The organism is Pseudoalteromonas sp. UG3-2, assembly GCF_037120705.1.
Classification (GTDB): domain Bacteria; phylum Pseudomonadota; class Gammaproteobacteria; order Enterobacterales; family Alteromonadaceae; genus Pseudoalteromonas.
This window is the reverse complement of sequence record NZ_JAWLJU010000002.1, coordinates 1,232,041-1,245,185: the sequence shown is the minus strand read 5'-3', so window position 1 is coordinate 1,245,185 and position 13,145 is coordinate 1,232,041. Positions and strand designations below refer to the sequence as shown.

Annotated in this window: 8 protein-coding genes; 6 read left to right on the top strand and 2 right to left on the bottom strand. The window is 45.6% G+C overall.

Annotation, left to right across the window (positions count from 1 at the left end; genetic code table 11):
• Positions 1–246: 246 nt before the first annotated feature.
• Positions 247–2,613 carry a bifunctional diguanylate cyclase/phosphodiesterase gene (locus tag R3P39_RS08895; RefSeq protein WP_336566987.1) on the bottom strand — a complete coding sequence of 789 codons (2,367 nt, stop codon included), beginning with the start codon at positions 2,611–2,613 and terminating at the stop codon, positions 247–249.
• Between the two features lie 186 nt (positions 2,614–2,799).
• On the opposite strand from R3P39_RS08895, the gene pyrC reads away from it, so the two are divergent.
• From pyrC to R3P39_RS08880, 3 genes are all read left to right on the top strand, one after another.
• Complete coding sequence (gene pyrC, locus R3P39_RS08890) at positions 2,800–3,837, top strand: dihydroorotase (protein WP_336566986.1); 1,038 nt, start codon at positions 2,800–2,802, stop codon at positions 3,835–3,837.
• Between the two features lie 155 nt (positions 3,838–3,992).
• Positions 3,993–4,298, top strand: a complete 306-nt coding sequence (locus R3P39_RS08885) for an H-NS histone family protein (RefSeq protein WP_336566984.1) — start codon at positions 3,993–3,995, stop codon at positions 4,296–4,298.
• A gap of 164 nt (positions 4,299–4,462) precedes the next feature.
• Positions 4,463–6,205 carry a DEAD/DEAH box helicase gene (locus R3P39_RS08880; RefSeq protein ID WP_336566983.1) on the top strand — a complete coding sequence of 581 codons (1,743 nt, stop codon included), beginning with the start codon at positions 4,463–4,465 and terminating at the stop codon, positions 6,203–6,205.
• 15 nt (positions 6,206–6,220) lie between these two features.
• Here R3P39_RS08880 and R3P39_RS08875 read toward each other — a convergent pair whose 3' ends face one another.
• The gene (locus tag R3P39_RS08875; protein ID WP_336566982.1) at positions 6,221–6,547 is read right to left on the bottom strand and encodes a ribonuclease E inhibitor RraB; all 327 of its coding nucleotides are present in this window, start codon (positions 6,545–6,547) and stop codon (positions 6,221–6,223) included.
• A gap of 246 nt (positions 6,548–6,793) precedes the next feature.
• Here R3P39_RS08875 and R3P39_RS08870 point away from each other — a divergent pair, with 246 nt between their 5' ends.
• Genes R3P39_RS08870 through R3P39_RS08860 form a run of 3 tightly spaced genes read left to right on the top strand, consistent with a single transcriptional unit; the run spans position 6,794 to position 13,108 of the window.
• Positions 6,794–8,524 (top strand): autotransporter assembly complex protein TamA, encoded by a 1,731-nt coding sequence (locus R3P39_RS08870; protein WP_336566981.1) that lies wholly within the window; start codon positions 6,794–6,796, stop codon positions 8,522–8,524.
• Positions 8,524–12,189 (top strand): autotransporter assembly complex protein TamB, encoded by a 3,666-nt coding sequence (gene tamB, locus R3P39_RS08865; protein ID WP_336566980.1) that lies wholly within the window; start codon positions 8,524–8,526, stop codon positions 12,187–12,189. Before R3P39_RS08870 ends, tamB begins: the two co-directional genes overlap by 1 nt.
• A 52-nt stretch (positions 12,190–12,241) precedes the next feature.
• A complete protein-coding gene (locus tag R3P39_RS08860) occupies positions 12,242–13,108 on the top strand; it encodes a peptidylprolyl isomerase (protein WP_336566979.1) in 867 nt (288 codons plus the stop codon).
• Positions 13,109–13,145 lie beyond the last annotated feature (37 nt).

Here is a 13,145-nt window from a genome sequence, read left to right as displayed (position 1 = left end):
AAATATCTATGTTGAGTTGTACAAAAAATCACTACTTGTTCTATAATATTAAAAATGACAGCGTTGTCACGTGTTTTTTAAAACTTTATGAAAAAATCTTAATTTAATTTTATTCATGTAGACTTGAGGCGATAAACAAGCGCCTTTAATGAGAGCTGTCAAATGCCCAATGTAGTGGAGTTTGCTGCAGTGAAAGCGCAAAAAGCGCTTACCATTGCAGCAGAGTGTTGCAGTATAGAGTGTGTTTTAGGGCGTATTTCGACTGAGTAGAAACGCCATGGCCTGATCGGCTGGAAGGGGCTTTGAAACCACAAAACCTTGACCAAACTGACAACCCTTTTGTTTTAATAACTGCCACTGTTGTTGCAGTTCAATGCCCTCGGCAACTACTGTGAGGTTGAGTGATTGGGCCAGTTTTAAAATGGCATCAACCAGGGGGTTTTCTTTTTCGGTGAGCTGATCCACAAAGCTTTTATCGATTTTAAGTACATGAATGGGTAGTTGGTGTAGATAGCCTAAAGCAGAATAGCCGGTACCAAAATCATCGAGATACAACTTCACCCCAAGAGATTCAATTTTTTGAATAATGCTGGTAGCCAACGCCAGATTAGCAATAAGTCCAGACTCTGTGATCTCTAAGCACAGCGCCCCGGGTGAAAGCTGATAGTCGTGATAAAGCTGTTCAATGGTATCGACAAAGTCCAAGCTGGCAAAGTGTCGCGAAGAGACATTGACGGTGATCCGCGTGGCTGGATAATTTTGCTTGCGCCATTGCTGTAATTGTTGGGCAGCAAGCTTTAATAAATGCAGATCTAAATCTATGATCTGGCCGGTTTGTTCGGCGATGGCAATAAAGCTGTCTGGCGATACCATGCCATTTTTAGGGTGTAGCCAACGAACCAAGGCTTCAAAGCTTACAATGGCGCCAGTTTGTAAAGAAAAAATAGGCTGAAAATAGAGCGAAAACTCATTGTTTTTGATACCATGTTGTAAGTCATTTTCAATGTCGGCACGCTGCTTTAAACGCTTGCGCATGGCGTTATTAAAAAAGCAAATTTGCCCGCGGCCAGAAGACTTCGCCTCATACATTGCAGCGTCTGCTTGCTGCAATAAATTAATGGCGCTGTCCGTGGCATCGTCGGTAAATGCCACACCAATGCTGCCTGAGGCTTGCAAAACATGACCATCGACATGAATGGGTTTGGCAATGGCACGCGTTATTCGAGCCAATAGGGTCGATACTTGCTGCTTATCGCTGACGTGCTCCATAAAAATGGCAAACTCATCCCCACCTAAGCGAGCAAAGGTGTCGGTTTTACGAATACAGCCATCAATAATGTTCACGATAGCAATTAAAAAGTGATCGCCAACATCATGACCCAGAGAGTCATTAATGCTTTTAAAGCGGTCTAAATCTAAATAGATTAAGCAATGCATGGCGCCTTGCTCACCGCGTGACAGGCGCAAAATGGCATGGTTCACACGCTCGAGTAATAAATATCGGTTGGCCAAGCCAGTGAGATCATCATGAAGAGCTCGGTGTTCAAGTGCCTGTCGTGAGAGCTGGCGATCAATAGCCATACTCACTTGACGGCTGATATAGGTTAATATTGACAAGTCATGGCTGACAAAGGCTTGGTCATGATTATAGCTTTGTAATACTAACACCCCATGATATTGGTTGTTTACTATAAATGGCACGCCAAGCCATGAGCGGGGTGAACGGCCAACCATCTTAAAGTCGCCACGTTGAACATGGGCTTTAAACTGCTCGTTATCACACAACAAGGGTTGTTGATGCTTTAAAATGTAATAGGAAGCGGTGTGCTTAATTTGATCTTTCGATACCTTGTGGTGGGCGTCACACTTCTCACCTCCTTCAACTAAGTAATCGATTTCTAAGACGTCTTCTTTGGTGTCATATAAACCAATAAAAAAGTTTTCTGCGCTCAGTTGAGTGGTGATTATTTTGTATAAGTCATCATAAAACGCGTCTAAATTTTCAAAGCGGTAAGTGATATTGGCAATTTTTAACAATGACTTTTCTAAATCTTGGGCATGATGTAGCTGTGAGACCGTTTGTTGTAGATTTTCTAAGGTACGTATCTGATGTATTTTGGCACTGAGTAGGTGAGCCACAGTAGAAAGGATCTGCATGTGCCCGGCGTTAAAATAATCGGCCTCAGGGTGCTCGCAGTCAATCACACCAATTAGGCTATCTTCATATATTAACGGCACGCACAACTCAGACATAGCCGGTCTAAGATCGGCTATGTACATAGGGTGAGAAGCCACATCACCAGAAATGAAAGGCTTGCGAGTTTGAGCAACTTGTCCGGTGATACCTGAGCCAATTTTAATTTTTGTTTGTGCTACGTGGTATTCAATATCGGCATGGCTTACCCCCATGCTGGCAGCAACCTCAAGGTATTCGTGAAACGGATCGGCTAAGTAAATAACACAATCAACGAAGCCTAACTTATTCACTACTTGCGTGGTGACGTATTCTAGCAACTCATCCATCCTCGTGAGATGCAGCAGTGACGAGGTAAACTGGTTTATGATGCTAAGCTGCTCAGTTTTTGATTCTAGTTTTTGATTTTCAGATAGCATACATATTTCTCAATAATTTATGCTAATAATTTAACTTAATTTGCGATTTTTTACCAATATTGTAACGCTATTATTTATTCCCTTTTTCAAGATTATGCCGAAGCACAAAGTATTAATGCACCTTAGTACTTTACTAAGGGTAAACGTCAGCCTATGATCGAGCAAATTCAGCAGTGGAAGAGAGCAATGACAAGCACACAAACTCTAACGATTACGAGACCGGATGATTGGCATGTACATTTACGCGATGGTGAAGTGTTAACAGATACGGTCAGAGATATTAGCCGCTATATGGGGCGCGCTATTATTATGCCAAATCTGGTACCGCCAGCAACGACAACTGAGTTGGCTTTAGCGTATCGCGAGCGCATTATGGCGGCGCAGCCACAGGGTAATTTTACTCCTTTGATGGTGCTTTACCTAACTGATAACACCACCCCTGAAGAAATCAAAAAAGCCAAAGAGTCTGGCCATATTGTGGCGGCAAAACTTTACCCAGCAGGTGCTACCACTAACTCAGACTCGGGTGTGACGGACATTGAGAAAGTATTTCCAGCTTTAGCAGCAATGCAAGAGGTGGGGATGTTATTGCTAGTGCATGGTGAAGTAACGGACACCGCCATCGATATTTTTGACCGCGAAAAAGTATTCCTTGAAACCAAGCTATCCAAAGTGGTTGAAAACTTCCCAACGCTAAAAATAGTGCTGGAGCATATCACCACCAAAGACGCTGTAGAGTTTGTTAATAACGCACCCGATAATGTTGCTGCAACCATTACCGCACACCATTTATTGTACAACCGTAATCATATGCTCGCAGGAGGTATTCGCCCGCATTACTATTGCTTGCCAATTCTTAAGCGTAATAGCCACCAACAAGCATTAATTGAAGCGGCAACCAGCGGCAGTAAAAAGTTCTTTTTAGGAACCGACTCTGCGCCTCACAGCAAAGATAAAAAAGAAGCTGCCTGTGGCTGCGCCGGCGCGTACACCGCCCATGCTGCGCTGGAATTATATGCTGAAGCATTTGAAGAAGCGGGCGCGTTGGATAAGCTAGAAGGGTTTGCCAGCCACCATGGTGCGGATTTTTATGGTCTGCCAAGAAACACTGATACCGTCACTCTTACTAAATCGCCTTGGCAAGTTCCTGAATCCTACCAACTGGGTTCAGGTCAAGTGGTGCCAATTAAAGCGGGCGACACCATAGATTGGCAAGTGAAGTAACGACTAACGTATTTAGTTTTTTTCGCTTATAATAAAGGTGCTACTGAGCACCTTTTTTATTCTAAAATGCATTTAATCTTATTTAATTTGTTTTTTTATCATTTTAATATAATATTCTATATATTATTAAACCTAAGCAAAATGAGAGTGTGTCAATGCGCGAAATAAAGTCTTTTATCAAAAATGCCAGCTACAACGATTTAGAAAAGGCCGCAGAATTAATCGAAAAAGCACTTGAAGAGCAAAAGGAACAGCAACAAGCAAAACAAGAAGTGCTTGCAATGCTAAAAGAAAAAGGACTGACAGTTGAAGATTTAGTTGGCTCAACTGCCGCAGATCGCCGTACTAAGGTACAGCCTAAGTATCGTATTGAAAAAGATGGCAAAGTAGTTGAATGGACTGGCCGTGGTAAAACCCCAAAAGCGTTTCAAGGTGTTAACTTAGAAGACTACCTTATCTAAACGTACTGTCCATTAAGGGCGAAGAGGCTTAAATTAATAGAGTGTATTAATATTATTACATTCTTGAATACCTCAAGGTTTTCGCTGTTCTAATATCGCTAAATGAGCCTGTTCACCAGGCTCATTTTATTGCAGACCACTTTATACTCACCGCATACACTGAGGTGCTTATTTACACCCTAAGACCTTATCAGCAAGATGCTGTAAAAAATACCATTTCTCATTTTCGCCAATCCAGCCTTCCTGCTGTTATTGTGCTGCCTACAGGAGCGGGAAAAAGCTTAGTGATTGCGGAGCTGGCACGCTTGGCAAAACATAAAATATTAGTGCTGACTCACGTAAAAGAATTAGTAGAGCAAAATGCCGAGAAATACAGCAGTTATGGATTACAGGCTAGTATTTTCTCAGCCGGTTTAAAACAAAAAAGCTTACAGCACCAAGTAACGTTTGCCAGTGTGCAATCGCTATCAAGAAATCTGCACGAATTAAATGAGTTCTACTCCCTGGTTATTATTGATGAGTGCCACCGTGTCAGTGGTGATGAAACCAGTCAATACCAACAAATTTTGCAGCAACTTAAGCAATATAATGCGGAGTTAAAAGTATTAGGGCTCACGGCTACCCCATATCGTTTAGGGATGGGCTGGATTTACCACCAGCATTATCATGGTTTTATTAGAGGCGATAAATCAGCTCCTTTTGCCAAGTGCATTTACGAATTACCACTGCGTTATATGATTAAACATAACTATCTAACGCCACCAAATAAACTCGATCCGGCCGTAGAGAATTATGATTTTTCCAGCTTAACCAGCGACAGCTTCGGCCGCTTTAACGAAAAGGACGTCAATACATTATTAACTGAGCAAACGCGTGCCACCAAGAGTATTATTGAGCATGTATTATCACTCAGTGAACACCGCCAAGGAGTAATGATTTTTGCCGCTACGGTGATGCATGCCAAAGAGATTATAAGCTATTTACCAGACTGCCAAGCGGCACTGATCACCGCAGACACTCACTCCCATGACCGAGATACCATCATTAACCGGTTTAAAGCGAAACAATTGAAATACTTGGTGAACGTATCGGTACTGACCACCGGCTTTGATGCACCACACGTGGATGTCATTGCCATATTACGCCCCACAGAGTCAGTGAGCTTATATCAACAAATTGTCGGGCGGGGCTTGCGTTTGGACAAGGGTAAAAAAGATTGCTTAGTAATTGATTATGCTGGCAATGATTTTGACCTGTTTGCACCAGAAGTGGGCAGTAAAAAGCCTGATTCAGATAGCGAGCCGGTGCAGGTGCTTTGCCCAGGTTGTGGCTTTGCCAACATATTTTGGGGAAAAACCGATGAACAAGGTCAACTAATAGAGCATTTTGGTCGCCGTTGCCAAGGCTTACTTGAAGATGTGGATGGCCATAGCCAACAGTGTGATTATCGCTTTAAGTTTAAACAGTGCGATAGCTGTGGCGCGGAGAACGATATTGCTGCCAGACAGTGCCATGCCTGCAACGAATTGATGGCCGATCCAGATGATAAACTGCGTGCGGCGCTTAACTTAAAGCATGCCATGGTACTGCGCTGCAGTGGCTTAAGCGGAGAAACCTTAAGCAACAATAAGTTAAAGCTTACTTACTACGATGAAGATGGCGCTAGCTGCAGTGAGGTATTCGATTTTAATAACCCCAAGAGCGTTTATCGGTTTAATCAACAGTTTGGTAAACGGCAAAAGTCCACTGTCGCTGCTAAAAAGTGGCAGAGTGCGGCGGAGGTGAATGACCGTGAATTAATTGCCCCCGATTTTGTGATTGCCAAGCTGCATAAAAAGTTTGGTTGGCAAGTCTCAGATAAGTTGTTTGACTACCAAGGTGGGTATAGGAAAGCGGACAAGAGCTAATTGTCCGCCAGAGTGTTATTCGGCCATTAGGCCCCAACCATCACCATAGCCTTCATGGCTATTGGCAATGCTTTCTATGTACTGCTCTGTTTGTCTCAATAGCTCGTGCTGAGGTACCATAGCAACACTGGTTACTACTTCCCACACCCCGGTATCAGGGCATTGCTGTAGTTTGGTTTTAGGTGCCAATTCATCCTCAGCAATAGCAGTCATAAAGCGTTTAGCATCTTCCGACTTTTCAAATAAAATAAAAAAGTCGATGGTTTGCATTTGGCTCAGGTCTACGCCTGCCGCGGCGATTTCAGCAAGTAATTCGCCATTATCATCATTTGGGAATTGCATAGTTATACTCTAGGTGTTCACTTATGGCTATTGTCCGTCATCTGCATAGAAATAAAAAGTAGTGTGAGTAAATAAATGTTGCGCTGCCAGCGCTGAGCTTTCCATGCAACTCAAATACACTCAAGGTTAAGGTTTAATTGGTTAATATTAATAACTTTACTAAAAGCTGTTTTACAGTTTTGCATTTACCAAGCACAATGTTGCTATCGCCATTTAAGTTCTTTTAATTTAGGTAAAATTGATTCCATGAAGCGGTTTTTATTGCTAGGTGTTACATTGTTGCTCGCTGTTGGCACGTGGCAGGCTGAAGCTGAGTCACAAACCACAGCCAAAAGTATCGAATCCATAACCGTGAATGTCGATAGCGGTGAGGCTGAGGACAACATCAGTGGCTTTTTAGCTCCTTTCAAAGGAAAAGCGTTCAATGCGCGAATACTAAAAGAGATCCGAGTCGAAATAGGCCATGCATTAGAAGCGCTGGGGTATTACCACTATACCTTAGAAGTAAAGCAGCAAGATACTACCTTGGCAGTCAGCGCACAATTAGAGCCGCCGTTAACTTGGCAAGCCATTGACGTTAAACTTGTTGGTGCTGGGCAACAGCTAGCCCGCTTGCAACAAGTTGCTGCTGACATAGCCATTAAAGAAGGCCAACAGGTGAACCACAGTGAATATCAGCAGAGTAAAAGTCAATTCGAAAGCGAACTGTTAGAGTTGGGCTTTTTTGATTTTCAATGGCAAGAAGCTAAATTGCTTATTCATAAAAAGAACCGTTTTGCTGCGGCGAAGCTTATCGTCGATACTGGGCCGCGCTACCAGTTTGGTGAGCTAGATATCACCGGCGACATCAAGGCAAAATCTTATATTGCATCTCTCAGTCCATTTCAACCAGGTGAACCGTTCAAGGCAAGCCTGCTGGCGGACTTTAATTTGGCGCTTAACGAAACGCCTTATTTTAGTGCCATTAAGGTTTACCCCTTATTAAAGCAGCGCCACGGTGCACAAATCCCAATTCGTGTCAGTGTCACCGATAAGCCCGCCAATAGCTTTGAAGTGGGGGGCGGTTACAGTGATGATGTTGGCGCTAAATTACGCTTTAAATGGTTTAAGCCCTGGATCACCGAGGACGGACATTCCTTTGAATCCAATTTGCGGATGTCACAAAAGCAGCAGGATATTACTGCCAGCTACACTATTCCGGTTGATGACCCAAATAATGATGTCTGGCGAGTGCTAGGAGGATATCAATTACAAGATCAGGTCACCGAGGGCATTGATAGTAAAATCTGGAATATTCAGTTACAGCGACAGTGGCTTACCGCAGATGACTGGGTGAGAACGGCATTTATTAAACGCGAACATGAAACCACACAGCAGGGGGATGATAAACAGCGTACCGAAATGCTCATTCCAGGGATCAGCTATTTAAAAAAAGAAAGTAAAGGTGGTGCTTTACCTTATTGGGGTAACGAGCGTTTGCTATCTGTTGAAGTGGCGGCAGATGACTTTCTTTCTTCTGCCGATATGCTGAAAGTGCGTTGGAACAATGCTTGGATCCGAGACCTTGATGAGCGTCACTTATTTTTTGGTCGAGTAGATTTGGGTGCCATCGTCACCGAGGACATCGAAAAAATCCCTTTTAATCACCGCTTTCTTGCTGGGGGAGATCAAAGCATTCGGGGTTTTGCCTATGAATCAGTAGGCCCCCGTGACCAGGAAGGAAAAATCATTGGTGGTAAATACCTAGCCACCGCATCGGTAGAGTATAATTATCAATTTCACCCTAACTGGCGCGTGGCGCTGTTTAGCGATGTTGGCACCGCCACCAACGACTTTTCAGATGATTGGGAAGTAGGAGCTGGGTTTGGTTTTCGCTATTTGACCCCAGTAGGTCCCATTCGCCTCGACCACGCTTGGGGCCTGACCAAAGAAAGTAAAAGCACCCGTCTGAGTATTGTTATAGGACCTGAGATCTGATGTCGTTGAGAAGCCTATCCATTAAGCTTGCCAGTGTATTGGCAGGGCTATTTTTGTTGTTGGTTTGTCTGTTTTTCACCTTACCCGGGCAACAGGCTCTGGTATGGCTGGCCAACCAAACAGTCAGTGGGTTACAGGTTGAGCAAATTGAGCAGCGAATTCTATCCGGTGGTAGTGTTAACCTGCGCTTTGAAAATGCCAATACCAGACTGCGGGTAGATGATACCGAAATACGCCTTTCGTTGTTTAGCTGTGCAACTGTGTGTTTGGATATAAGGGCCGAGAACATTGCAGTAAAGCAAAAGAGCACCACTGAATCTGAATCGCAACACACTGAAAATAAAACCATTCGTCTACCTGTGAGTGTGGCGATTGAGCGCTTCGCCGTCGCGAAGCTGCGCTTCGAAAATCCGGCCATGACAATGACCGTCAGCGATGTCGCAGGTCAAGGGCAAATGGTCGCTGATAAACTGTCGCTGCCTTGGCTTTCCATTGCTAAGTTTGAGCTGCTAACTCATCAGCAAGACGCGCCACCATCGCGTAGCAGCGCTACGCCAGTACAGTCATTACCGCCATTGCAACTACCCCAAGTAACTCTGCCTATTGAGGCTAACATTGGTAAGTTCACGCTTGCAGAGCTCTATATTAATAAGCAGCGCTTTAACCATTTACAGCTGCAGCAAGTGGAGGCCGGACAAAGCTTACGCATTGAAGAGGCCAGAGTGAATTATTTGCAGTGGTATGTAAGTGCCAGCCTAGCCGTTGAGCTGCAGAGTTGGGCTGTTCGTAGCCGCACCCTAGTTAGCCACCCCCAGGGCTTAGCCAGCGTAGAGTTACAAGGCCATTTAGGCCAGCAGCTGCAATTGACTCTGAATACTCAAGGAGCAGCCAGAGCCCATTTGCAAGGCTCAGTGAATACGGCGCAAGAAAATTGGCCTTTCAGCTTAACGGCTGAGGTAGATAACCTAGTAACCTCTAGCACGGAATATGGCCAACTCTCACAGGCAGAGCTAACGCTCTCAGGTAACGCCGATGACTATCAAATAACAGCCGATCTTAACGCTTCGGCAAAAGGGCTTGGCGAATTCAATGCTAACTTGCAAGGCCGTGGTAATTTACATCAGTTTGAGCTCACTGAATTGCAGCTTCTAGCTGGGCAATCACAGCTGAGCGCAAATGGCCAACTTAAGTGGTTAAATGGCATTGCTGCAGAGCTCAATGCCAGCGCGTCATCGCTTCCTATCGATAACCTACTCGGGCTGGTGCAATACCAGATGGCAATGGCACCGGACGATGTTTTAAATGGTCAGCTGAATGTCGCCTTTGAAACCGCTGAAGACAACTGGGCGCTGGATGTTAAGCAGCTCAACTTGAACGGTAAAGTGGCCGGTGAGCCGCTTCAGGTAGAGGCCGACCTTAACCTTGATAAGCACCTACAAGGAGACTTGCAACGTGGTGTAATTCAATACGGCAATAGCAAAATCACCCTCAGTGGTGAGCTTGGTCGTCAGCTTGATTTAGCGCTGATGGTTGAGCTCGACCACAGCGCCAATTCGCTGCTGCCTGTTGCAATCAAAGGCCAAGGTGAAGTTTATATCGATGGACAATCAAGCTTGCCAACTCTGTCGGGGAGTGTCGATTTGGCTAGGCTGAGTTACCAAGATATTTCTCTTACAGACACCCGCTTACGTGGTCAGTGGAATCGCGAACAGGCAGCCGAGGGACAGCTGCAGCTGGCAGTGGCACAACTCAGCGCGGCGGGATATGAAATTGAAAATTTGGGTATTCAAGTTAAGGGCGGTCAGCAACAGCATCAGGCCACCATCACCGTTCGTGACCCCAACGCGGTGGCTACCATAAAGGCACAAGGCAGTGCGTCTCCACAAGGTTGGCAGGGGCAGCTAGCCAGTGCTGAAATGACCGCAAAAGGGCAAACCATAGCATTGCAAGCGCCAAGCAAAATAAGTTACCTCAGCGGACAGTTGGCGCTGGAAAAGCAGTGTTGGCAGCTAGCCGATGCCAACCTTTGCTACAGCGCCCAGCAACAAGGAGAAAGTGGTCAAGCGCAGCTAGCACTAACGGCGCTGGAGTTGACGCAGATCCAACCTTGGCTTGCAACAAACATGCAACTGCAAGGCTTGGCACAGGCTCGTGCTGAGTTGCAATGGCAAGGTGGCCAATTGCAAGCCGTCGATGGCAAGGTTACGGTCAATGAAGCCAGCTTAACCAGCCAAGGCCAACGTTTTGCCATTTCACAATTTAATGCCGATGTGCAGACCAATAAGCAGCAGTTGAATACCACATGGCAAATGGACTCCAACACTCTGGGGCAGTTTAACGGCACCATGACCATGCCATTGGCACAATCCGATCCTGCTTTGGCTGGTAAGATTACTATTGCCGCCATCAAGCTACCTCGCTTAAGCGGTCTTATCAGTCGGGTAAGCGGTCAAGATATTAACCTCGAAGGGGAGATCACCGGTGCAGTAGAATTGGCTGGACGTTTATCCGCGCCACAAATGTCAGGACAAGTGGAGCTCCAGCAATTGGCTATGCGCTCCAACTCTTTACCAGTTGAAATAGACAGCGGCGCGATGCAAATGTCTTTCAATACCACCACCGCGCAGCTACAAGGGCAACTCGCTACCACTGGCGGTGGGGGAATCCAGTTGGATGGCCAATTTGACTGGTCTCGGGCGCTCGCTGCGACACTGAAGGTGGATGGTGACAATATCTATATCCAACAAGACTCTCGCATTGAAATGATGGTATCTCCTAAGTTGTCATTATCATACCGCGATAATATTGCACGAATGACTGGCTCCGTGGATGTGCCATTTGGTCGTGTCAATATTGAGTCATTACCTGCCGGTGTGACGACTAAAACCAGTGATGAAATCATCATTGATAGCAAAGCCAAAGCGCCTATGTCTGTCCCTGTGCAACACGCCATTGATTTGCAGGTGAGTGTGGCAGATGACTTTAGAGTGAAAGCGCTGGGGCTAGATAGCTTTGTCACCGGCAGTATTGAGCTACAAAAGCAACTGACGTCACCGTTACTGGCCACTGGGGAGTTGCAGTTACGAGAAGGGAAGTACCGAGCTTTTGGCCAAGACTTACAAATTAAAACAGGGCAAATCGGCTTCAATGGTGCCTTAGATAAGCCCTACCTTAATATTCGCGCCATTCGTAACCCGGCCACCACGGCCAATGATGTTATTGCTGGGGTCGATTTAACCGGCAGTGCGGCCAAGCCGCGACTAACGGTGTTTTCTGAGCCTGCCATGGATCAAGCTAAAGCTTTGTCTTACTTGTTAAATGGCGAGCCATTAGGGGAGTCTGAAACCTCTAACAATGCCTTACTGACGCAGTTTTTACTGTCCCAAGGGATTGACCGCAGTGAAGGGTTTTTGACTCAGGCCGGTGAGTCACTGGGGTTGCGAGATGTTAATTTAAGTGCCAAAGGCAGTGGCGACGATACCCAAGTGGAAGTGTCGGGCTATATTACGCCCAATGTGCAAGTGAGTTATCGCGTCGGTGTGTTTGATTCAATGAACGAAATTGCGCTGCGCTATCGGGTGTTTTCAAAGTTTTATATTGAAGCAACCAGCGGTTTATACGACAGTATTGATTTACTGTACAAATTTGATTGGGATGATGAGTAAGCCTCGGCGCTGAAACGAGGTGCTCCTTCTAAATAAATAAGGAAAAATAATAATGAAAAACGCACTGTTATTGACCATGTTGGGGGCGGCCCTAGCCGGGAATGCGCTGGCACAAGAGCAATCAAACCGTTCACCCAGTGAAATTGTGGCTGCTGCCAGTGACGCAGATTGGCAGCGTTTAGACCCTGAGAATATCTTACAGATTAGCCTAGCAACGGGCCCGGTTTACATCGCGCTAAACCCTCAGCTTGCTCCCAACCACGTAAAAAACATCAAAGCCTTAGCTCGGGAGGACTTTTACACTGGTTTATCCATGTATCGCTTTGTAGAGAATTTTGTTGCCCAAGGCGGAGACATGGAGGGGAAAAAAGCCCCTAAGCAAGGCAAAAAAGCCATTACCCAAGAGTTTGTTTATCACTCTGAGTCGCCGCTGACGATTACTTCCATCAATGCAATCGACGGTTATGCCGCCAACAGCGGTTTTTTAAATGGCTTTGCTGTGGCACAAAATGAACAGGGAACGCAGACGTGGATGACGCACTGCACTGGAGCATTTGCTATGGCTCGCGGTAACGATGTCGACAGTGGCGGTACCGAGTTTTATGTTACTTTAACACCACAGCGCTACTTGGATAAAAATACCACGGTGTTTGGGCAACTTATCGCAGGCATGGAACACATTCAAAAGCTGGACAGAGCACCGACAGCTGACAAGCCTTTTAACCTGATTAAACAGGTCTCGGTGCTGGCAGATTTGGAAAAAAGACCGCAATTTAAACGCTTAAAAACCGATACGGCGCTTTTTGCTGAGCTTATCGCAGCGCGTAAGCACCGTGTAGGCGAGTGGTTTGTCAGCAGACCAAATCACACCGATGTTTGCTCGGTTACCGTTCCCGTTGAGAAAACCCCCGCGCAGTAACGCCAGTTCGCCAGGCAAGGGCCTGGCGAGTTCTAGC